Origin of the sequence: Tateyamaria omphalii, from assembly GCF_001969365.1 — a bacterium.
Classification (GTDB): Bacteria; Pseudomonadota; Alphaproteobacteria; order Rhodobacterales; family Rhodobacteraceae; genus Tateyamaria; species Tateyamaria omphalii_A.
The window spans coordinates 3714190-3735539 of sequence record NZ_CP019312.1; the positions used below are offsets into that span (position 1 = coordinate 3714190).

Genomic DNA, 21350 nt, shown 5'->3' on the forward strand with positions numbered 1-21350 from the left:
CGTCTGAGCCCGGTGTGAGCATGTATTTTGTTAAAAGCATTCTGCGCAGTCTGGCACAGAACGTCGTTCTCGTTCCGTTTGAGCTCAATAAGAATAGCGTTCATAGACGTTTAGCCACCTTTTACGCTATGCTGGTGACCGATGTGCCTAGGGCACTCAACATCGGTCTGCCCGGCAACAGACGCGAGATATTGGATCGACCAACAAAATGCCTCGAAAGTGCGATCTTGATCATGCGTTCGAAACCTACAGTCAAAAACCGCTTCCGCGACATGGGGCGCAATGCAGCAAGAAATGCGTCACAATTGCAGTGCGATGCTGCGTTAGCAAAGGCTGAAAACCTCAGGTCGGTTTTGTCCCGCTTGGTGACCATTCAAGTACGACAAAAGAAGGCCTGGTCTTTTTGTGAGGAAATACCAACCTAAGTCAGGCTCAGCTTTTATGTGCCGACTCTATTTACGGCACCAAGCCCTGGAACTCCTAAAACTGATAGGTCAGTCCCAGGAACGTGCTCACACCGATGTCTTCGTCGACGATCGGGCTGTCGGTGACCTCGTCTGGGAGGAATTCTGCACGCACCGAGCCGACCAGATTGACGCGATCATTGATCGGAAAGACCGATGTCAGTGCAATATGGGGGATGATGACATCGCCAGGATCGTATTCGGGTCGGCCCGCTAAGGCTTCGCTTGCAAGAACACCGTAGGAGTACCGCGCGAGGTCATCGCTGAGCCATGTGAGGCCCGCAGAGACAAGCAGCGGCGTTCGACCGAGCGGGATCGCCTGGCTTAGCTCTGCCGAGATTTCCTGGCCGCCGTGCTCATCGGTAAGTTCGGTGACAGCGCGAAGCTGCAACTGCGTTCCGCGGGCAAAGCTGTAGCGCAACTGGGCCCCGCCATCGACAGTGATGTCTCGGTCGATCCCATCCAGAAACGCGCTGTCCGGGTCATCCAGGGCCGAAAAGCGTGGGGAGATGACGCCGCTCAGGCGGACCTGTGGGTTGGAGAATACTGTTACCCGGAGGCCTTCGGGGATGCCGACGCCAAACCGTTCAGACTCGTAGCGCAACAGCGGCAGGGCTTGGACGTCGCTGCCTTCGCCTGTGAAGATCGAGTTTGAATAGGCCATCCCGACGCCGAGGGAAAACCCTTCCGGGGTTTGCTGCGCGAGAGCCGGGGAAAGGCCACACGCCAAAATGAGCAGAGCGATGACCGAGTGTTGGAGTTTCATACTGCGTAGGCCTTTGTTCGTAGACGTGTTCAGTTTGCGGGATTCAGGGTCTGGCCGTTGCCCATCGTGAGGCCACCATTGGCCGCCACCGACACAGTGCCGCATTGATCGCCGCGGGGTGTGGTCAGGCAAAGCTCCGTCCCCGAAAGGGACCAGCTCCCGCTTCGCTCGCCCATCGGCCCTTGCATGCTTAACGTGCCACCTTCGAGAAACGTCATCTGCATTCGCATACCCATGCGCCGCATCTCGAAGGAGTTGCCCGTGATGTGTTCCGCGATGGCGGCGTCGCCTTCTGCGGCCACACCGGTCGGCGTAGCGAGGGCGATGGCGCAGAGGACCGGCAGGATCTTGAAGGACATGTGCATCTCCTGATTCAAACACTTGTTTGAGGTATATTCGCCCGCTAGAACGAGTCAAACGAATGTTTGAAGGGAGCATCGCGGATGGGCGAAACTCAGCCAGCGAAGAGCGCGCCTGACGAGGGGACGACCAAGGCCGACTTGGTCCGTGCGGCCTTGGCGCATTTCGGGGAGCACGGGTTCGAGGCGACCTCGGTGCGGGCCGTTGTGCGAGACGCGGGGCACAATATCTCCTCCATCAAGTATCACTTCGGATCCAAGGAAGGGCTGTACGACGCCTGCGTCGTTGCTGTCGCGCAGCGCATGAACGTCGAAGGCCCGGGAGAGATGCTCGACCTGCTTGCCGATGATCCCGCTCTGCTGACGCCGGAGAAGGCGCGCAGCGCGATCCGAGTGATTGTCGGGGCGGTCCTTCGCGATGCTCAAAAACAATCGTCCCGCTCGGAAGGTCGGTTCATGCGCCGTGAGATCCTGATGAACGGTCGTGGCGCGGACCTGTTTTTGAAGGAGGTGTTGGGGGGTCACATCGATCTGATGTCCGCGCTTGTCGCCTGCGCTGAAGACCTTCCGGCTGACAGCCCTATCGCACGTCTGCGGGCGCTCGCGATCATTGGCCAGACGACGTTCTTCCTGACGGCCGAGGCTATTACACGCAAGGCCATGGGATGGGACACCCTGAAAAACCACGTCCCTGAATTGATCGATGCCATCTACCCGATGGATCGCAACCTGAAGGCACTTCTATGAATTGGCGTATCCTCTTGTTCATCCCTGCAATCGCCGTGGGGATCGGGGCCTTTATGATCATCAACAATCGGGGTCCTGAGCCCGCGACAAGCAATGGGGTACGGCCACTGGTTCCGGTGCGGGTCGCAGAGGTTGTCCTTGAACCTGTCGAAGTCTCTGTGACGGGATATGGCCGGGTCGAGCCCGTCCGTACTTGGGAGGCGATCAGCCAGGTCGACGGGCAAATCATCTCGACGACCGAGGACCTAGCCGTGGGCGGATTTGTGTCCGAAGGCCAGGTGATAATCGAGGTTGATCCACGGGACTACGAGATCGCGCTTGCGCGCGCCGAGGCCAACTTGGCTATCGCCGAAACCCAGTTGTCAGAACTGAACGCCCAAGAAGAAAACACTGCCGAACAGCTGGCGCTGGAGCAACAGATCGAGGCCGTTGTTCAGGCGGATGTGGATCGCAGGGCAGCCCTCGTGGAAAGCGGGTCAACTTCGATCGCATCGCTGGAACAAGTGCAGCGAGACCTGATTTCGCAGCAGCGGCGGGTGTTGGACCTTGAAAACGCCCTTGCGCTTTTTCCTGTGCAGCGCGAAAGCGCCGAGGCGACACTCGCATCGCGTCGCGTTGACGTGGAAGAGGCCGAACGCAACCTTTCGGACACGCGCATCATCGCGCCGTTCGATGGGCGGATTCTGGAGGAGAACGCAGCCGAAGGCGTCTACATCCGGCCCGGAGACAGGTTGCTGACGATTGCGGGCGGCGACACGGTCGAGATCGTGGCCGAGGTGCAACCGGCAGCGATGTCGTCTGCCCTTGCGCTGCTGATCCCCGACGCGGCTGACGTCATCGAGCGGTTCAACCCGTTCGAGACGGATGCGGCGATCAACGCTCTGAACGCCGCTGGCATCTCGGCGACGGTCGTTCTGTCGCAGGGGACCGACTACCGCTACCCGGCCCGGATCGTCCGGCTGGATGGATCCGTCGACAACACGACCGGCACAATCGGCATCGTTGCCGAAGTAGACGGTGCCGGCATACCGGACCCCGCAACAAGGCGCCCACCACTCACGAACGGAGCCTTTGTCGCCGTCCTCTTCCAGGGATCAACGCAAGAGCCGCAGGCCGTCGTGCCCCGGTCCGCGCTTATCGAGGAAGAGGACGGTGCTTACGTCTATGTCGTCGACGACGACACGCGCCTCGCGCGGCGAGACGTGACCGTTGCGGGGCGCAGCGCAGGCGACATGGTGATTTCGTCCGGTCTTGCGGCTGGCGATACGCTGGTCCTGACCCCACCGGAGCCCGCCATTCTGGGCACCTTTCTCGCCCCCGTCCGGGACAGCGTTCAGACGGCCGCGCAGGATATCTCGCAATGATCCGCTATTTCGTGCTGCATCCGGTTGCGGCGAACATCCTGATGCTTGCTGCGGTCATTCTGGGTCTGAGCGTCTTAACCGGGATCGAGCGGGAAAGCTTCCCCGAGTTCACGCCCTCGCGGGTGACGGTCACTGTCCTCTATCCTGGCGCGTCCGCCATTGATGTGGATGAACAGGTTTGCGCCGAACTCGATGCGTCGCTCAATGGTCTCTCGCAGTTAGACGATATCGAATGCGAATCTACCGAAGGGCGGGCCACGTTGACCCTGACGATGGTAGAAGACGGCGATATCTCGCAGTTCTTCAACGATGCGCTTTCGGACGTGCAGGCGATACAGGGACTACCGGCTGATGCCGAAGAGCCGACTGTCGCCATCGCGGGCCAAGAGGAGCAGATCCTCTTGCTCGCTATCTCCGGAATCGACGGGCAAGGCGGGCTGTTGCGCTATGCCGACGAACTGGCCGTACGCCTGTCCGCGCTGCCTCTGGTCGCCGACGCGGAGGTGGGCGGGATCAGCCAGCAGGAGTTCCGTGTCGCCCTCGATCAGTCGGCGTTGCGACGCTATGGCATGTCCGCACGCGACGTGATTGATGCGATCAATGCTAGGTCGTTCAACCAACCGCTGGGCACCGCGCAGACCGATACGCTCGACGTCACGCTGCGCTATGAGGGTGTCCGGCGGTCGGCGGTGAGTATTGAAGACATCGTCATCCGCGAAACCAGCGTCGGCGGCTTCGTCCGGGTTTCGGACGTTGCGAACGTCCGGCTGATCGACGCCCAGCCAGAGCTGCAATCCATCATCGACGGACAGACCGCCGCAACGATCCGCGTGCTGAAAACCGGACCTGCCGATGCCATCGATGCCTTTGCGCAAGTGCAGGAAATCATCGACGTGGAGGAGGAACGCCTCCCGGACCCGTTCGAGATCACAATCGTCAACAACGAGACCGAGAATATTCAGGACCGCATTCGCGTCATCGCGACAAATACCGGTGTCGGGCTTGTGCTGGTGCTGCTCGTGATGTCGCTGGTCTTCAGCTTCAAGGAAGCTTTCTGGATTTCGGCGACCCTGCCCATCAGCTTCCTCGGCGCGTTCTTCATCATGAATGCGATGGGGATCACCATCAACATGATCTCGCTCATCGCGATGCTCATGGCTGTGGGTTTGATCATGGACGACAGCATCGTCATCGCCGACAACATCGATAAATGGCGGGGACGGGGCAGCGACAAGCAGGCCGCTTACAAGGGCTCTGCCGAAGTTGCACCTGGCGTGTTTTCGTCCTTCCTGACAACTGCCTGCGTATTCACGCCGCTGATGTTTCTGTCGGGGGAGCTTGGCTCGATCCTTGAAGTCGTGCCCATCGTCCTGCTGGTCGTACTGGCCGTCAGCTTGGTCGAGGCATTTCTGGTGCTGCCCAACCACCTGAGCCACGTGCATGCAAACCGAGAGAAGCAGAACCGGCGCTTTGTGCCCCGCATGATCGAAGCGCTCGTGGAAAAGGCCGTCCTACCTATCACCCGTTTCTGCGTGGAATGGCGCTATGCGACTTTGGGTCTGACATTCGGTGTTTTGATCGCAAGCGTCGGGCTGATCACGTCCGGCACGATCAAGGTGGTCGGATTTCCGACGACCGAAGGCGACACGATTGAAGCCCGAATTGCATTGACCGCCGGCTCCCCGCTGGAGCGAACCGAGATGACAGTGGCGCGGATCCTCGACGGTATCGAGGCTGTTGATGCGGAACTCTCCCCACTGACGGACGGCAGCCAGCCCCTCGTGGAACGGGTGCTCGTGCGCTATGCCACCAACTCAGACGTCCGAAGCAATGGTCCGCATACGGCGACTGTGACTGTGGACCTGCTGGAAAGCGCGCAGCGCAACGTCACGGCGGACGAGGTCGCGGCCCTCTGGGAGCACAAGACCGGGCCCTTGGCCGACATCGCTCAGTCCAGCTTCATCCAGACATCCGGCACGCCGGGTGGGTCGGACCTGGACGTTCAGCTGTCCTCCCGCGATCTGACGCAGCTGGAATTGGCCACGGCTGATCTCTATGCCCGCCTCATCGCGCGCCCGGATGTGACGGGGGCCTACAACGACTTCTCCGGCGGTCAGGCGCAGATAGAGCTGAACCTGAACGATTTCGGTGCGGCGGCTGGTCTGACACCCCAGAACCTGACAGGCCAGCTGCGCGCCGCATTCTCTGGTTCTGAAACCGATGAGTTCAGCCAGGGGTTTTCCGATATCGCAGTGCGGGTCGAGATAGCGGATACCGTGCCTACCATTGCGGAGCTAGAGCAGTTCCCCATCGTGCTGCCATCGGGCGGCAGCACGCCGCTGGCGCAGGTGGCAGACATCCTTTCCGTGGAAGGCTACACCCAGATCACCCGCCAGAACGGCGAGGCAATTGCGCGGATCATCGGCCAGATTGATCGCGGGGCGACCACGTCCACCGCGATCTCAAACGTGGTCCTGACGGAATACGCCCCGGTGATTATGGAACTTTACCCGGATGTCAGCGTCGGCATCGGCGGGGCCACGGAGGCACAGCAGGAAACGCAAAGCTCGATTGTAACGGCGCTTCTGGTAGGTCTGATCGGCGTCTACCTGATCCTTGCCTACCAGTTCCATTCCTACACGATGCCCTTTGTGGTGATGCTGTCGATCCCATTTGCGATCATTGGGGTGGTGTTGGGCCACATGGTCGTGGGGATCGACCTTGCGATGCCCAGCTTTGTCGGCTTTGCTTCTCTCGCCGGGATCGTGGTCAACAACGCGATCCTGTTTCTGACGTTCTTTGAGATGGAGAGCGAGGACAGTGCGGCCAAAGGCGCCATCGAGGCAGTGCGTCACAGGTTCCGCCCGGTCCTGCTCAGCTTTAGCACCACATTTGTGGGTCTTCTGCCGATCATCTTTGAGACCTCGCCCCAGGCACAGACCATGGTGCCGCTTGTGACGGCTGTGGCATTCGGCCTGCTGTCGTCGACGTTCCTGACGATCTTTGTGCTGCCATCGGCGCTGACGATCTATTTCGACTGGGCCAACCTGCAGAAATGGCGCGACAGTCGCGCCTATGCAGATGAGCCGGAGGCAACGCCAGCGGAATGACGCTGAACCGCCGAAGCGTGCTGATTGGAAGTTCCGCCGACGTGTTGACCGGTTGCTCATGGCGGGGCCCGTTGTCGGCGTTTGACGGTACTTGCGGCATCGGGGAACAACCAATCATCGCCGCAACGAACCGGGCGAGCTGTCCACCGAGAACGGCGAAGAGAAGACCGTGATGATCGATGCGACGGCTGCACTCGTAATCTACTGGCTGTGAAACTCAATGAGTCCAGAGCCTAAGGCGCAGTTCGTCCAAACCCGTAAACGCTGCAAGCACTCTCCTTCGATCATGTGGACGGATAGGTTGCGTGCAGTCCGATGGTTTGATCTCTGAGTTCTTGGGTCAGTCCAGCGCGTGTCTCTACCGCAGCGAATTGCGCTAATGGTAGAAAGCCATGTTCAGGCTGCTGTTCACCCGCACTTGCTCCTCATTGCGGTACATGTCCACCCCAGTAACCGGAGGTCTTTTGTTACGCACACTTTCTTATTTGAATGATAGCAAATACTTGCGATTTTTCTGATGCCTTTTTACCAGGTTTTGCATCCGTTTGCCTTGCTCGGGGATAAAGCGGGCGCTCGTCGCGACATAATGAGGGTCCAAGATTTCGGGGAACAAGTTTGCAATCTCCCTTTGTGCATCACCGGACACAGATTTTAGTGCTTCGGGGCCGGTAAACAGGCTTTCCGTCGGCGCGCCATTTGAAAACACAATCTCGTGGCGATCAAAGAGCATGTGAAAATATGTGACATCTTGCAGATCGTCGACAATATCGATGCCTTCGATATCCAATAGCTTGATTGCCGGGATGAGGACCTCATCGGCATCAAACATTCGTATCGCAATCGCTGATCGCACCAGGACGCGGTGCTGTCGCGAAACCATCAGATCACTATTCGGAAGACCGCTCCCGAGTGCCCCTGCACGAATGCGGATTGGTCTCAGTTTCGGATTTTCGGAAAGTGTTTCAGAGGAGACCTGTGTGCCGCCCATCCATCGGATGTCCTGGTATCCGTTGTCCATCGTCAAGACACGGTCACCAATCCGCAGTTCCTCGATGTGCCGCTCCCCCCTTACGGTTTTGATCCATGTCCCTTTGGCGAAACAAACGACATTGGTGTTGTCGAAGGTCAGGTCGTCGCCAGTCACCGTGCCGCCAGCACCGTCTTGCAAAGTGAGATCAACATCTCCGATTTGCGCCGTGTAGTTGACCCCACCGATGATGCCATCCAATTGGCCATCCGCGGCGTCTGCTCGCATCATGGCCAGAGCATTTCCAAAGTTGCCACCGACCCCATTCACACCGGTCAGCGTTGTTGTGTTATAGAAACCGCTTAGGTCTACGAAGTCGTTGTTTGATTGGTCTCCGTCATTGATCGAGCCGGTGTTGCCGACATTGAAATCGGTAATGATGTCTGCGCCTTCACCGGCACCTTCATTGAAGACATCGTTGCCGAGGCCACCGGTTATCGTGTCGTCTCCTGTGAACAGATTGAACGTGTCATCACCGGAACCACCATCCAGCAGATCGTTTCCAGCGCCAGAGCTGATGACATCAGCACCTTCATCGCCGGTGACCGTGTCGGCGGCGTCACCCCCGGTAAACGTGTCATTCCCGTCACCCAGATTGATTGTGTTCGACGATCCGACTGCGTTAAAGACTGTGACTGCGTCATCATCTGCTCCGGCATCAATGTCGACAGTGACGACATTGCCAGTAACCGTTATCGTGTCGTTTCCAGCGCCTCCACTAAAGCTGCCGCCATCCCCGTCATCCGTGATGACATCTGCGCCGTCACCTGCGGAGACGTTGTCGAACCCTTCGCCGGTGGAAATCGTATCATCCCCGGCGTTGGCGGAGATATTGGCGTCTTCCAGATCCGTCGGTCCCGCATAGTCCGGTCCGTCAATCGTGGAAAACAGGCCAACTTGTCCGGCAGCTTCGTAATAGATGATGACGATCTCGTGTTGGCCGGGCCCGAGCGTCACACTGCCTGTTTCGATTGTTCCGACGGGCCGCGCCTGATCGCTTTCAACGACTTCCTGGCCGTTCACATATAGCCGCGAACCGTCGTCGGAATTGAGCGTAAATGTGTATTCGCCACCGTTCTCGACCTCGAGGGTCGTGGAGATGCGAAGCCCAAAGAAATTGTTGTCGTTTCCCAGTGTGCCGGACTGGGTGGGCAAGTTCAGGGTGTCCGACGTACCTGCGTTATAGACCGTTTGGCCGGGACCCAATGAGCCGTCAGAGATGTTGAAGCCCGCTGCTGCCAGGCTGTTGTTGGACAAGCTTGGGAATTCAATCCATTCAAACCAAAAGTTACCCGCTTCAAACGTGTTGTCGGGGTCTTGGTTAACACCGCCAGTGTTGTTACTGCCTGTCACGTTTGCCACGGTCGGTGTCCTTCAATCTCTTAATCAGATTTGCTTGAAAAACTCACCTTGCTGGAAACGGAAGCGAAGTAAGGTTTCTCCGGCGACGTTCTGAATTCATCGATAGCGCAACCTGATGAACCGCATTCAGATCATAGCTTCATCGCGCTGAGCTAATGTTTTCAAGCGCGACCAACGACCAGCATTCACAATAGAATCTCGTCACGGCGACGCAACTTGCAAGTAACATACACGCATCACGGGTATAGTGCGATGCTGCAAAAAGCCCAGCAAGCACACGACAGACGCGAGCAATCGGGTGGCATTTTTTCGCGTAGAGTCGAATTTCTGTGCAAGTCTGCAGTGCTGAATCGATGAAGCCGGCGGAGGTGGGGCCGATCTCCCAGTAGCGGCTAAGTGAGCGAAAACAGAGGCGTAGACTTGATTTGCACAGGTCGACATTCAGGCTGCAACCGAACACGCCACTTGGGGGCTCTGTCGATGCGCCATCTCAAAGCGGCCTTGACCACAAAGGTTTTGTAATCTGTCCGCAGTTGTACAAATTAGTGGTTTTTAGCAGGGGCTGGCTGCATGCTGAAAGCTCTGGAAAATCCTGGAGCACAAACCCTGGGCAAAAACCAGCTTTGGTTCTGTCGTGTTTTTAACCGCTACTTGAAGAGCGGACATTGGCACGCAGTGCAGCATTCGATCGTTTGGGCGCTCAGCCGACTTCGGCGCCAGTGCAACATCGCGCTGCCGACCTGGCCACACTCTGATGAGAGCGGCCCATTGCGGACCTCCACCACATGGTCAACATGCTGCGTCGCGGCCCGTCATTCCGGACTTTCGCTGCGGGTGCAAAGCCTGAAGTGCAGCGAACTCACAGTTCTCAGGACAAAGCGCGCTCACGCTGCAAAGCGGAAATCAATGGGTCCTGACCCTAAATCAAACATGTGATCAATCTAGACCAGACATTTCAGCGGGGGTAGGCTGCCGCGGTTGCGCCCTCCCGCAACCAAAAACGCCGTCCTTCGGGGCGGCGTTTCCCGTTTCAGCCCTCATGCCCGGCAGCCTGTCGCACCAGTGGAACCAGATCCTGCAATGCTGGCCCCATCGGGTTGGTGGCGCGCCATACGACACCTATGGACCGACCGGGGGCCGCGCCGGAGAAGCGGTTGATGCAGACCGGTGCCGACCGGGTTTCGACGTCGATGGCCATGTCCGGGATCAGCGTCACCCCGATCCCTGCGCCGACCATTTGCACCAGCGTGCCGAGCGAACTGCCATCGAGGCCCCCGCGTGGCCGGTTGGGGTTGATGTTGCAGAACGACATGGCCTGGTCGCGGAAACAGTGCCCTTCTTCCAGCAGCAGCAGGCGCATCTTGGCCAGTTCATCAAGCGCCACGGGGCGCGCATCGGCATCGGTGTCGGGCCTGACCAGTACCATTTCTTCGGAAAAAACAGGCGTTTCGACCAGCGTGGGTTCGTCCAATGGCAAGGCGACGATGGCAGCATCAAGCTGGCCATCTGTCAGTTCGTCGATCAGGCGGGGGGTGACGGTCTCGCGCACATGCAGGTCAATCTGCGGGTATGTTTGGGTCAGTTGGCTGATGAGATTGGGCAACAGGTAGGGCGCGACGGTCGGTATCACGCCCAGACGCAGGCGGCCCAATGCGCTGTCCCGTGCCGATGCGGCCCAGTCGCCCAACTCGTCCACCCCTTGCAGGATGGCGTTGGCCTGCCCCGCAAACTCTTCGCCCCGTGGGGTGAGGCGGAGGGCCCGGGGCTGACGTTCAAAAAGCTCAAGGCCAAGAGCGTCTTCCAATTCGCGGATCTGGACAGACAGGGCGGGTTGGGAAATGGCGCATCTTTCGGCGGCACGGCCAAAGTGCAGTTCTTGCGTGAGCGCTTTGAAGTATCGCAATTGTCGGAGCGTAATATTCATAGGATTTAGTTATTACAGCGATTGAAAAATGCAACTTCTCATAATCAATGATGGGCTTTATCGTGCGACGTACACACTGCCGGTTCACTGATACTTCAACCGAATCGGAGGCATCCAGACGCGCGGCAGCGGGGCGGCAAATGAATCTGAAGACAAGTCTAGAATGATTCTCAACTGGCCTTAGATGTCGCGGCAGCACCGACACCAAAGCAGCAAAAACGGAGACTGACATGGACGGCAACGATATTGGCAAATGCCCCGTCATGCATGGCGCAAGCCTGGCCAGCACATTTGGCGGACGCACCAACAAGGATTGGTGGCCAAACGCCCTGAAGGTCGAGGTGCTGCACCAGCACGGCGCACGGGTCGATCCGATGGACCCCGATTTCGACTATCGCGAAGCGGTGAAGGGGCTGGATTTCGACGCTGTCAAAGCCGACCTGCACGCCCTGATGACCGACAGCCAGCCTTGGTGGCCAGCGGATTGGGGGCATTACGGCGGCTTCATGATCCGCATGGCCTGGCACGCGGCGGGTACCTACCGGATGCAGGACGGTCGCGGTGGCGGCTCGGCCGGTGACCAGCGCTTTGCCCCGCTGAACTCGTGGCCGGACAACGCCAGCCTGGACAAGGCACGCCGTTTGCTGTGGCCGATCAAGAAGAAGTACGGCAATGCCCTGTCCTGGGCCGACCTGATGCTGCTGGCCGGTAACATTGCTTATGAATCCATGGGCTTGAAGACATTTGGCTTTGGCTTTGGCCGCGCTGACACGTGGGCGCCTGGTATCGACATCAACTGGGGGGAGGAAGGCGAGTGGCTTGCTCCGTCCGAAAACCGGTACGAGGATCTGGACGATCCGTCGACCATGGCGAACCCGCTCGCGGCTGTACACATGGGCCTGATCTATGTGAACCCCGAAGGTGTGAACGGCAATCCTGATCCTGCCCGCACCGCGCTGCACGTGCGCGAAACATTTGCCCGCATGGCGATGAATGACGAGGAGACGGCAGCCCTGACCGCGGGTGGCCACACTGTCGGCAAGGCGCACGGCAATGGCGACGCGGGTGCCTTGGGGGCCGAGCCCGAAGGTGCAGGAATCGAGTCGCAGGGCATGGGCTGGACCAACCCCAGCCAGACGGACAAGGCGGATTCGCTGATCACGTCCGGCATCGAAGGGGCCTGGACAACCGAGCCGACCAAGTTCGATATGGGCTATTTCAAGCTGCTTTTCGGGTATGAGTGGGAACTGACCAAGTCGCCCGCTGGCGCCCATCAGTGGAAGCCCATCGACATCAAGGAAGAGGACATGCCCGTTGATGCCGGTGACGGCACGACCCGCACCATGCCGATGATGACGGATGCCGACATGGCGATGAAGGTCGACCCGGCCTATCGCGCGATCTGCGAAAAGTTCATGGCGGACGAAGCGTACTTCCGCGACATGTTCGCCCGCGCGTGGTTCAAGCTGACCCACCGCGATATGGGCCCCCGCGCCAACTATATCGGCCCCGACGTCCCCGCCGAGGATCTGATCTGGCAAGATCCGATCCCCGCAGGCCCCACCAGCTATGATGTGGACGCGGTGAAGGCGAAGATTGCCGACAGCGGCATCAGCCACGCCGATCTGATCGCGACGGCCTGGGACAGCGCCCGCACCTTCCGTGGATCGGACAAGCGGGGCGGTGCCAATGGTGCCCGCATCCGCCTGGCCCCCCAACGCACGTGGGAAGGCAATGAACCCGAGCGTCTGGATGCCGTGCTGGCAGCCCTTGAGCCGATTGCGGCGGACACAGGCGCGTCGGTTGCCGATGTGATCGTGCTGGCGGGCAACGTGGGTGTCGAAGCGGCGGCCAAGGCGGCCGGGTTCGACATCGACGTGCCCTTTACCCCTGGTCGGGGCGACGCCACGGACGAGATGACGGATGCCGAAAGCTTTGATGTGCTGGAACCGCATGCCGATGGCTTTCGCAACTATGCCAAGAACGATCTGGCCATCAGCCCCGAGGAAATGACGCTGGACCGGGCGCAGCTTATGGGTCTGAACGCGCAGGAGATGACCGTTCTGCTGGGCGGGATGCGTGTGTTGGGCACGAACCATGGCGGGTCGAACCACGGTGTGTTCACCAACCGTGTGGGCCAGTTGACGCCGGACTTTTTCGTCAACCTGACCGATATGGCCTATAGCTGGCACGCGATTGACGACGGCACCTACGAGCTGCGGGACCGTGCGACCGGCCAGATCAAGTTCACCGCGACCAGCGCAGACCTTGTCTTTGGCTCGAACTCGATCCTGCGCGCCTATGCCGAGGTCTATGCCCAGGACGACAACGCCGAGAAGTTCGTGAAGGACTTTGTCGCTGCCTGGACCAAAGTGATGGAAAACGACCGTTTCGATCTGCTGTAAGCGGTTATGAATAACGTGAGACGCGGGCCCTTTGTGGCCCGCGTTTTGCGTTTCAGGCGTCGAAAAAGACGGTTTCGTTCCGCCCCTGCAGGTGAATGTCGAAGTGGAATTGCCCGTCGGCAGACCCTTTGGCGATCAGGGTGTCGCGGCGTACGTCCTCGACAATTGACAGCCATGGATCACTGGCCAGCAGGGGGTCATCGGGGAAATACATGCGCGTGTGCAGGCCCACATTGATGCCGCGCGCGACGATCCAGAAGGTGATATGCGCGGCACCGGCGCCTGTTGGGCCTGGCCGGATGGTATCGAACCGCCATTGCCCGGTGCTTTGGTCTGCTGGGCATCGGCCCCAACCGGTAAAGCCGCTGTTTGTCGCGCCGAACCGGCCGGTTGCGTCCGCCTGCCAGATCTCGACCAGCGCATCGGTGAGCGGCGCGCCTTGTCCGTCGAACACGGTGCCGGTGATGGTGACCCGCTGACCTTCGACCGTGTCCGTTATCATCGTGGCGCCCGGGTCGTTAGCATACACGCCTGTCACACCAGCAAAATTTGGGGTGCAGCCGATGTGCACGTAAGGCCCCGCTGTTTGCGACGGGCTTTCCTTCAGCTGTTGTGCGGGCATCAATTCCCCTCCATCCGGTTTTCGAACAGGGTCGATCCGCGCCCCCGCAGAATGATGTCAAATCGGTAGGCGAGCGCGTCCATTGGTGCTGCGCCCGCCATATCGAGGCGGGCCGTCAGTTGGTCGATGGCCGCAGGGTCCGAGATGGCGCGCACGATGGGGCACAGCGGGATGAGCGGGTCGCCTTCGAAATACATCTGTGTGATCAGGCGTTGCGCAAAGCTGTGACCGAAGACCGAGAAATGGATATGCGGGGGCCGCCAGGAATTAGGGCCGTTTGCCCATGGGTAGGGGCCGGGTTGGACCGTCATGAAGCGGTAGGTTCCTTCGTCATCGGTGATCATGCGCCCGCAGCCGCCGAAGTTCGGATCGAGCGGGGCAAGGTAGCCTTCCTTCGCGTGACGGTAGCGCCCGCCTGCATTGGCCTGCCAGACCTCGACCAGCGTACCGGGCACGGGCCGTGCGTTTTCGTCCATGACGCGCCCATGCACGATCAGTCGCGGGCCAATGGCCATCTGCTCGGGAGCGGCAAAGTTGCGGATCAGGTCGTTGTCGAGGGGACCGAGTATATCGTGCCCAAATACGGGTCCGTGATCCTCGGTGGGGGATTGCGGCACCTTGACCAGCGGTTTTTGCGGGGACCGGTGGATGCTGGATTTGTAGTCGGGGAAATAGGCGGCCGGGTGCCAAGTGCGGTCGCGGGGGTTGAGCGGGTCAGTCACCCTCGGCCTCCATCTCGGCATAGGTCTCCTTGGCGATCTTCAGGGCGCGGTTGGCGCGTGGGACACCCGCATAGACGGCAACATGCTGCAGCGCTTCGGCCACGTCGCTTGGCGTGGCGCCGGTGCGTGCGGTGGCGCGGATGTGCATTGGGATTTCGTCGAAATTGCCGGTCGCGGCCAGCACGGCAAGGGTGAGCATCGACCGTTCCCGCAGGGGGATGGCGTCGCTGGCCCACACCGTGCCCCAGGCCCCTTCGGTGATCAACTCCTGGAACGGCGCATCGAAGGGGGTTTTAACAGCCTCTGCCTGGTCCACATGGGCGTCGCCCAGCACCGTGCGGCGCACCCTCATACCCTTGGCCCATTTGTCGTCCATCTGACCCTCCCTTTTGTCCGTGATAGCATGGCCCAAACCGCGTTGTCGCCTTGACTTTCCACCCCGCCCCCGGTGTATCTGCGCCGATCAAAACCGTAGCCCCGAAGGGACACCGCCATGCATGCCTACCGTTCTCACTCCTGCGCCGCTCTGACCTCGGCCAATGTGGGTGATACCGTGCGCTTGTCGGGCTGGGTCCACCGGGTCCGCGACCATGGTGGCGTGCTGTTCATCGACCTGCGCGACCATTACGGCGTGACGCAGGTGTTGTGTGATCCTGACAGCCCGGTGTTTGCAGAGGTCGAGAAGGTGCGCAGCGAATGGTGCATCCGCATCGACGGCAACGTGAAGGCGCGGGACGAAAGCCTGATCAACCCCAAGCTGCCCACGGGCGAGATTGAGGTCTATATCCGCGATCTGGAGGTTCTGGGCCAATCGGCGGAACTGCCGCTGATGGTGTTCGGTGATCAGGAATACCCGGAAGAGACGCGCCTGACCTATCGCTATTTGGACCTGCGGCGCGAGAAGATGCAGGAGAACATGAAGCTGCGCAGCGACGTTGTCGCGTCGATCCGCAAGCGCATGTGGGATAAGGCATTCCGCGAGTACCAGACGCCGATCATCACGGCGTCCTCACCCGAAGGTGCGCGCGATTTCCTTGTGCCCTCGCGTCTGCATCCCGGCAAGTTCTATGCCCTGCCGCAGGCGCCGCAGCAGTTCAAGCAGCTGCTGATGGTGTCGGGCTTTGACAAGTATTTCCAGATCGCGCCCTGTTTCCGCGACGAGGACCCGCGCGCCGACCGCTCGCCCACCGACTTTTACCAGCTGGACATGGAGATGTCCTTTGTTGAGCAACAGGACGTGTTCGACACCGTTGCGCCTGTGCTGGCCGGTGTGTTCGAAGAGTTCGGTGGCGGCAAGAAGGTGGATGCGCCCGAGACATGGGCGCAGATCAGCTACCGTGATGCGGCACTGTGGTATGGCAGCGACAAACCCGACCTGCGCAACCCGATCAAGATGCAGGTCGTGTCGGAGCATTTCCGCGGCTCCGGCTTTGCCATCTTTGCCAAGCTGCTTGAGCAGGACGGCACCGAAATCCGCGCCATCCCCGCGCCCACGGGCGGCAGCCGCAAGTTTTGCGACCGCATGAACGCCTATGCGCAAAAGGAAGGGTTGCCCGGAATGGGCTACATCTTCTGGCGCGATCAGGGCGAGGGAATGGAAGCGGCTGGCCCGCTGGCCAAGAACATCGGCCCCGAACGCACCGAAGCCATCCGGCAGCAATTGGGTCTGGGCGTCGGTGACGCGGCTTTCTTTCTGGGCGGCAAACCCAAGGCATTCGAGGCCATCGCGGGCCGCGCCCGCAACGTCATCGGCGAAGAGCTGAACCTCATCGACCAGGATCGCTTTGCGTTTGCCTGGATCGTGGACTTCCCGATCTACGAGGCGGACGAGGAAACCGGCAAGATCGACTTTGAACACAACCCGTTCTCCATGCCTCAAGGCGGGATGGAGGCGCTGCAGGGCGATCCGCTGAAGGTGCTGGGCTACCAGTATGACCTTGCCTGTAACGGCTATGAGCTGGTGTCGGGCGCTATCCGGAACCACCGTCCCGAGATCATGTTCAAGGCGTTTGAAATCGCAGGCTACGACGAGGCCGAAGTGCGCAAGCGGTTCGGCGGTATGGTCAACGCGTTCCAATACGGCGCGCCGCCCCACGGTGGCTGTGCAGCCGGTATCGACCGGATCGTGATGCTGCTGGCGGGCGAACAGAATATCCGCGAGGTGATCCTGTTCCCGATGAACCAGCGGGCCGAGGACCTGATGATGGACGCGCCCAACGATCCCACCAGCGATCAGCTGATGGAACTGGGCCTGCGGGTCATTCCGCAGGACTAGGCAAAGAAACGCACATGTTATCGCGGTCCCCGGTGCAAAAGAGGGGCTGCGATGCTATCTTTGCGTCGTGAGTCCACAGCACCGGGTGACTGTCGTGCGTTCTTTCGACCCTCAACTTGCTGAAATCCGTTTTGGCTATGGTGTGTCGCCGGAATATGCGGCGCCACAGGACGTGTCGGCCATGCTGTCCGGGCTGACCGGTCCGGACGTGATGGCGCAAAGATTTCCGATCCAGAGCTTTCACGACTTTCGATCGCGCATGGTCGAGGTGAGTGAGCAGGTCGCCATTCGCCGAAAAAACCGTGGCACGCCGCTGGCAGCGGAAGCGCGCAAGCGCCGCAATGTGCTGAACAAGGAAGCGCGCGAGGATCTGGCCGTTTGGCTTGGTCATACAATGCTGCGGCGGGCTCATACCGAAACCGCCTTTCGCGAGCGGATCGTGGCCTTTTGGGCCGATCATTTCACGGCCATGGGCAAGCGGGGTGTCATCCGGCGCGGCACGTCCCCTTACATCGAGGATGCCATTCGCCCTTTCATTGCAGGCAATTTCGAAGAATTGCTGATCGAGGCGGTGACGCATCCGCTGATGGTCGATTACCTGGACCAACGGGTGTCCATCGGGCCAAACAGCCAGCGTGCAGAGCGTATCGGCCAGAACCGCAAGGTCGGGCTGAACGAAAACCTCGCCCGTGAACTGCTTGAGCTGCACACTCTGGGCGTGGATGGGCCTTATACCCAGACGGACGTGACCGAACTTGCAGAGTTGCTGACCGGGCTTACGTTTGACGCGCGCAACGGGATGAAATTTCAAAAGCGGCTCGCGGAACCGGGCGCAGAGACTGTTTTGGGCGTCACGTATAGCGAGACTGCAAACCTGAACACAGTTCGTACGGTTTTGACGGACCTTGCGCTCCATCCTGCAACGGCCCGCCACATTGCGACCAAGCTGGCGATACATTTTGGCAGCGACGCGCCGGATCCCGCGTTGATTGATGCGATGGAGACAGCGTTTTTGGAACATAATGGCGCTTTGATGCCTGTTTACGAGGCGCTGTTGTCGCATCCGTCCGTGTGGACACGCGAGCTGTCCAATATCAAGCCGCCCATTGATTTCATGTCCTCTGCGCTGCGCGCACTTGCGGTGCCGCCTGCGTCCTTTGCCGATCAAGAGCAACGGTGGATCAGACGCATTTTCATGCAGCCCTTGTTCAACATGGGCCAGCGGTGGGAAACACCGAGCGGGCCAGATGGGTGGGCCGAGGAAGACCCGGAATGGATTACGCCGCAGGGGCTTGCCCTGCGCGTGTCCTGGGCGATGGCCTTTCCGGGCGAGTTGGTCGATCCGTTGCCGGATCCGCGCGACTTTGTGGACCATGCGCTTGGCGATTTTGCCACTGAGCCGGTGCGCTTTGCTGCCGGGGCCGCCGAAACGCGGTCAGAAGCCATTGGCCTCGTCCTGATGTCCCCCGCGTTTCAGCGCAGATAGGAGAACGTGATGCCCTCTTCCGTCTCTCGCCGCGACTTTCTGGCCCGCACCGGGTTGATCGGCTGTTCGTTGGCGGCCAGTCCGCTTTTGACGCCCGTCACATTTGCCGCAGCCCCTTGGGACACGCGGTTCGTGGTGATCATCCTGCGCGGCGGGATGGACGGGTTGGACGTCGTGCGGCCCTATGGCGATCCTGCTTTCCGGGCATTGCGAGGCGAAATGTCCCCAGGCCCCGAGGGCGGTGCGCTGGACCTGGATGGCTATTTTGCGCTGCACCCCAGCCTCGCGCCATTGATGCCGATGTGGGATGCGGGCCAGCTGTCCTTCGTGCATGCAGTGTCGACCCCCTATCGCGACAAGCGCAGTCATTTCGACGGTCAGGATCTGCTTGAGGCGGGAACGACGACCATGGCCGGGGTGCGGGACGGATGGCTGAACCGCATGTTGCAGGCCGTTCCGGGGGTGACGTCGCAGACGGCCTTTGCCCTTGGTCACAGCGACATGCGCCTTGTCCAGGGCCGTGCGGAGGTGGCGAATTGGTCGCCGGAGGCCGAGTTGGACATCAGCCCGCAGGCGGTTCGGTTGCTTGAGCTTGTCACCGAAAGCGATCCGGCGCTGCATGCAGCACTGGCAGAGGCGCAGGTGTTGTCGCAGGTCAGCGATAGCGACAATGAGCAGTTGAAGGGCGAGCATCTGGAGATTGCACAGTTCGCCGCGGCCCGCTTGTCCGAAGATGCGCGCATCGCGGCATTCTCGCTCAACGGGTGGGACACGCATGCGGGTCAGGAACGGCACCTGGACAAGGCTTTGACACGGCTGGCAGAAACGCTTGTGACCCTGCGTGGCAAGATGCGCGGCAACACGTGGAGCAAGACGGCAGTCGTGGCGATGACGGAATTTGGCCGCACGGCCCGACAGAACGGCACCCGTGGAACGGATCACGGCACCGGTGGTCTGATGCTCCTGGCCGGTGGCGCGATCAAGGGCGGTCATGTCTTTGGTCAATGGCCAGGCCTTGGCGATGGGGACCTCTACCAGCAGCGCGATCTGATGCCGACGGGCGATGTTCGGGCCCATGCGGCGTGGGTCATGCGCGGATTGACCGGTTTGGATCGGGGCGTGTTGGAAGGTGCGGTGTTCCCGGGCCTTGATATGGGGGGCGATCCCGGCCTTCTGCTGTGAGCGGCGACAATCCTCTTGGCCTTGGGCAGAACCTTGCCTAACGTCCCGGCATGACTGCGATTTATTCCGTGAATGCCGCGCCGGTTCGAAACTGGACGCCGCCACCTGTGCCCGACGAAACGCTGGTTCTGACAGGCAGCCATGCGCGGCTTGAGCCGTTGCGCGCTGACACCCACGCGGCATTGCTGTACCGCGCCTATGTTGGCCACGATGGGGTTTGGGACTTTCTCCCTTACGGCCCCTTTTCGTCATCATCGCAATACCACCGCTGGGTGCGCGACATGGAGCAGGATCCGTCCCTGCAATTCTACGCGGTCTTTAACATCGCGACCGGATGCTACGAGGGCGTCGCGAGTTTCCTGCGCATCGCGCCAGAGGCGGGAAGCATTGAGGTGGGGCACATCAATTTCAGCCCAGCCTTGCAAAAAACGCGCGCCGCGACCGAGGCGTTGTACTTGATGATGGGGTGGGCGTTCGAGGCGGGCTATCGCAGGTTCGAATGGAAATGCGACGCGTTGAACGGTGGATCGCGCCGCGCGGCCCAGCGGCTGGGCCTCAGTTACGAAGGAATTTTCCGGCAGGCCACGGTCGTCAAGGGCCGCAACCGGGACACCGCGTGGTTTGCCGCCATCGACGCGGAATGGCCCGCGCTCAAGGAAGCCTTTGGTGCCTGGCTGGCGGACAGCAATTTTGACGCTGACGGAGTGCAGCAAGAACGCCTGTCCGACCTGACCCGGTTGGTGCGGGTGACCGATGATCCGATGGGCGCGGCGGAGTTAAGCCGCGGCTAGATCGCGATCTTTTCGGCCAAACGCTCCTGCACCAATCCCGCAATCACCGCGGTCTCGGATGCGGCTGCATCGCCGCGCGCCCGCTTTGCCGCCAGCGCATCAGTTGCGCGTAACAGCTCGGTATCTTGCGCGCTGCGCGCAACGCCGCCCAGGAATTGCACCACGTAGTCCAGTGCGCGCGTATCCTGCGCATCCTCAAGGACGTCGGCGACGTGAACCATGTCATCGCGGTAGGCGATAGGATCGGGTTCAACCTCTCCCTCCGGCAGGGCGCGCGGGCCCAGGGGTTGGCGGTCGTCCGGCAGGTGGGTCAGGATCGATTCCTGAAATTGCGCCAGTGACACGACGGGCTTCTCCATGAATCCGTCTGCACCGACATCAAGGGCGCGACGCTCGCTGTCGGCATCGCCTGAAATCCCAAGGATCACATCGGGACGTTGCGCGGCACCCACAAGTTCGTGGATCAAATCGGCCCCGTTGCCATCGGGCAGGCCCAGATCAACGATTACTACCGAAGGTCGATAGACCTGCAAATGTCGCCGGGCGGCGCGCATTGTGTCGGCCCGCCGGATGCGCGCTCCGCTGCGCAGGCACAACAAGCGCATCGCCTCGCAGGCATAGCGGCTGTCTTCGATCACAAGAACGGTCAGGCCCAGCAAGGGGCGCAAGGGCGTGGGGGCAGGGTAGGTTGGCTTGAACGGGTCCGTCGTGTCCATCAGATCCTCCAAAATCTCTTGCGACTCA

General features: G+C 60.4%; 17 protein-coding genes. 9 read left to right on the forward strand and 8 right to left on the reverse strand.

The window, feature by feature from the left end:
* Positions 1 to 20: 20 nt before the first annotated feature.
* The gene (locus BWR18_RS18610) at positions 21 to 425 is read left to right on the forward strand and encodes a hypothetical protein (protein WP_076629892.1); all 405 of its coding nucleotides are present in this window, start codon (positions 21 to 23) and stop codon (positions 423 to 425) included.
* A gap of 55 nt (positions 426 to 480) precedes the next feature.
* Here the strand turns inward: BWR18_RS18610 and BWR18_RS21925 are convergent, their stop codons facing one another.
* Both BWR18_RS21925 and BWR18_RS21930 read right to left on the reverse strand, forming a co-directional pair.
* Positions 481 to 1230, reverse strand: a complete 750-nt coding sequence (locus BWR18_RS21925; protein WP_172839405.1) for a MipA/OmpV family protein — start codon at positions 1228 to 1230, stop codon at positions 481 to 483.
* Between the two features lie 29 nt (positions 1231 to 1259).
* A complete protein-coding gene (locus BWR18_RS21930) occupies positions 1260 to 1589 on the reverse strand; it encodes a hypothetical protein (RefSeq protein WP_172839406.1) in 330 nt (109 codons plus the stop codon).
* An 84-nt stretch (positions 1590 to 1673) separates the two neighbouring features.
* Between BWR18_RS21930 and BWR18_RS18625 the strand changes: the two genes are divergently transcribed.
* Genes BWR18_RS18625 through BWR18_RS18635 form a run of 3 tightly spaced genes read left to right on the forward strand, consistent with a single transcriptional unit; the run spans position 1674 to position 6810 of the window.
* Positions 1674 to 2336 carry a CerR family C-terminal domain-containing protein gene (locus tag BWR18_RS18625; protein ID WP_076629895.1) on the forward strand — a complete coding sequence of 221 codons (663 nt, stop codon included), beginning with the start codon at positions 1674 to 1676 and terminating at the stop codon, positions 2334 to 2336.
* Positions 2333 to 3700: an efflux RND transporter periplasmic adaptor subunit gene (locus BWR18_RS18630; RefSeq protein WP_076629896.1), complete on the forward strand. Its 1368-nt coding sequence runs from the start codon at positions 2333 to 2335 to the stop codon at positions 3698 to 3700. Before BWR18_RS18625 ends, BWR18_RS18630 begins: the two co-directional genes overlap by 4 nt.
* Entirely contained in the window at positions 3697 to 6810 is a 3114-nt protein-coding gene (locus BWR18_RS18635) for an efflux RND transporter permease subunit (RefSeq protein ID WP_076629897.1), read from the forward strand. The genes BWR18_RS18630 and BWR18_RS18635 overlap by 4 nt, the downstream gene beginning before the upstream one ends.
* Before the next feature lie 481 nt (positions 6811 to 7291).
* Here the strand turns inward: BWR18_RS18635 and BWR18_RS18640 are convergent, their stop codons facing one another.
* Together BWR18_RS18640 and BWR18_RS18645 are read right to left on the reverse strand one after the other, a co-directional pair.
* A complete protein-coding gene (locus BWR18_RS18640; protein ID WP_076629898.1) occupies positions 7292 to 9199 on the reverse strand; it encodes a Hint domain-containing protein in 1908 nt (635 codons plus the stop codon).
* A 1030-nt stretch (positions 9200 to 10229) separates the two neighbouring features.
* On the reverse strand, positions 10230 to 11123 hold the full coding sequence (locus BWR18_RS18645) for a hydrogen peroxide-inducible genes activator (protein WP_076629899.1): 894 nt from the start codon (positions 11121 to 11123) through the stop codon (positions 10230 to 10232).
* A 230-nt stretch (positions 11124 to 11353) separates the two neighbouring features.
* On the opposite strand from BWR18_RS18645, the gene katG reads away from it, so the two are divergent.
* Positions 11354 to 13528, forward strand: a complete 2175-nt coding sequence (gene katG / locus BWR18_RS18650; RefSeq protein ID WP_076629900.1) for a catalase/peroxidase HPI — start codon at positions 11354 to 11356, stop codon at positions 13526 to 13528.
* A 52-nt stretch (positions 13529 to 13580) separates the two neighbouring features.
* Here katG and pcaG read toward each other — a convergent pair whose 3' ends face one another.
* From pcaG to pcaC, 3 genes are read right to left on the reverse strand one after another with little or no spacing between them, the layout of a single operon-like run.
* Complete coding sequence (gene pcaG / locus BWR18_RS18655) at positions 13581 to 14150, reverse strand: protocatechuate 3,4-dioxygenase subunit alpha (RefSeq protein WP_076629901.1); 570 nt, start codon at positions 14148 to 14150, stop codon at positions 13581 to 13583.
* Positions 14150 to 14893, reverse strand: a complete 744-nt coding sequence (gene pcaH / locus BWR18_RS18660; RefSeq protein ID WP_076629902.1) for a protocatechuate 3,4-dioxygenase subunit beta — start codon at positions 14891 to 14893, stop codon at positions 14150 to 14152. The genes pcaG and pcaH overlap by 1 nt, the downstream gene beginning before the upstream one ends.
* Positions 14865 to 15248 carry a 4-carboxymuconolactone decarboxylase gene (gene pcaC / locus BWR18_RS18665; RefSeq protein WP_076629903.1) on the reverse strand — a complete coding sequence of 128 codons (384 nt, stop codon included), beginning with the start codon at positions 15246 to 15248 and terminating at the stop codon, positions 14865 to 14867. Before pcaC ends, pcaH begins: the two co-directional genes overlap by 29 nt.
* Before the next feature lie 117 nt (positions 15249 to 15365).
* Between pcaC and aspS the strand changes: the two genes are divergently transcribed.
* From aspS to BWR18_RS18685, 4 genes are all read left to right on the forward strand, one after another.
* Entirely contained in the window at positions 15366 to 17147 is a 1782-nt protein-coding gene (gene aspS, locus BWR18_RS18670) for an aspartate--tRNA ligase (protein ID WP_076629904.1), read from the forward strand.
* Positions 17148 to 17241: 94 nt separating this feature from the next.
* Positions 17242 to 18633 (forward strand): DUF1800 domain-containing protein, encoded by a 1392-nt coding sequence (locus BWR18_RS18675; RefSeq protein WP_076630424.1) that lies wholly within the window; start codon positions 17242 to 17244, stop codon positions 18631 to 18633.
* Between the two features lie 9 nt (positions 18634 to 18642).
* The gene (locus tag BWR18_RS18680; RefSeq protein ID WP_076629905.1) at positions 18643 to 19815 is read left to right on the forward strand and encodes a DUF1501 domain-containing protein; all 1173 of its coding nucleotides are present in this window, start codon (positions 18643 to 18645) and stop codon (positions 19813 to 19815) included.
* Between the two features lie 50 nt (positions 19816 to 19865).
* A complete protein-coding gene (locus tag BWR18_RS18685) occupies positions 19866 to 20606 on the forward strand; it encodes a GNAT family N-acetyltransferase (RefSeq protein WP_076629906.1) in 741 nt (246 codons plus the stop codon).
* Here the strand turns inward: BWR18_RS18685 and BWR18_RS18690 are convergent.
* Positions 20603 to 21322, reverse strand: coding sequence for a response regulator (locus BWR18_RS18690; RefSeq protein ID WP_076629907.1), 720 nt, complete (start codon positions 21320 to 21322; stop codon positions 20603 to 20605). The genes BWR18_RS18685 and BWR18_RS18690 overlap by 4 nt on opposite strands.
* Positions 21323 to 21350 lie beyond the last annotated feature (28 nt).

What these genes read in the sequence shown, in the direction of transcription:
- BWR18_RS18680 (WP_076629905.1), top strand. Translation starts at nt 18,643, where the DNA reads ATGCCCTCTTCCGTCTCTCGCCGCGACTTTCTGGCCCGCACCGGGTTG.
- katG (WP_076629900.1), top strand. Translation starts at nt 11,354, where the DNA reads ATGGACGGCAACGATATTGGCAAATGCCCCGTCATGCATGGCGCAAGC.
- BWR18_RS21925 (WP_172839405.1), bottom strand. Translation starts at nt 1,230, where the DNA reads ATGAAACTCCAACACTCGGTCATCGCTCTGCTCATTTTGGCGTGTGGC.
- BWR18_RS21930 (WP_172839406.1), bottom strand. Translation starts at nt 1,589, where the DNA reads ATGTCCTTCAAGATCCTGCCGGTCCTCTGCGCCATCGCCCTCGCTACG.
- BWR18_RS18610 (WP_076629892.1), top strand. Translation starts at nt 21, where the DNA reads ATGTATTTTGTTAAAAGCATTCTGCGCAGTCTGGCACAGAACGTCGTT.
- pcaG (WP_076629901.1), bottom strand. Translation starts at nt 14,150, where the DNA reads ATGCCCGCACAACAGCTGAAGGAAAGCCCGTCGCAAACAGCGGGGCCT.
- pcaC (WP_076629903.1), bottom strand. Translation starts at nt 15,248, where the DNA reads ATGGACGACAAATGGGCCAAGGGTATGAGGGTGCGCCGCACGGTGCTG.
- BWR18_RS18630 (WP_076629896.1), top strand. Translation starts at nt 2,333, where the DNA reads ATGAATTGGCGTATCCTCTTGTTCATCCCTGCAATCGCCGTGGGGATC.
- aspS (WP_076629904.1), top strand. Translation starts at nt 15,366, where the DNA reads ATGCATGCCTACCGTTCTCACTCCTGCGCCGCTCTGACCTCGGCCAAT.
- pcaH (WP_076629902.1), bottom strand. Translation starts at nt 14,893, where the DNA reads ATGCCGAGATGGAGGCCGAGGGTGACTGACCCGCTCAACCCCCGCGAC.
- BWR18_RS18690 (WP_076629907.1), bottom strand. Translation starts at nt 21,322, where the DNA reads ATGGACACGACGGACCCGTTCAAGCCAACCTACCCTGCCCCCACGCCC.
- BWR18_RS18685 (WP_076629906.1), top strand. Translation starts at nt 19,866, where the DNA reads ATGACTGCGATTTATTCCGTGAATGCCGCGCCGGTTCGAAACTGGACG.
- BWR18_RS18635 (WP_076629897.1), top strand. Translation starts at nt 3,697, where the DNA reads ATGATCCGCTATTTCGTGCTGCATCCGGTTGCGGCGAACATCCTGATG.
- BWR18_RS18625 (WP_076629895.1), top strand. Translation starts at nt 1,674, where the DNA reads ATGGGCGAAACTCAGCCAGCGAAGAGCGCGCCTGACGAGGGGACGACC.
- BWR18_RS18645 (WP_076629899.1), bottom strand. Translation starts at nt 11,123, where the DNA reads ATGAATATTACGCTCCGACAATTGCGATACTTCAAAGCGCTCACGCAA.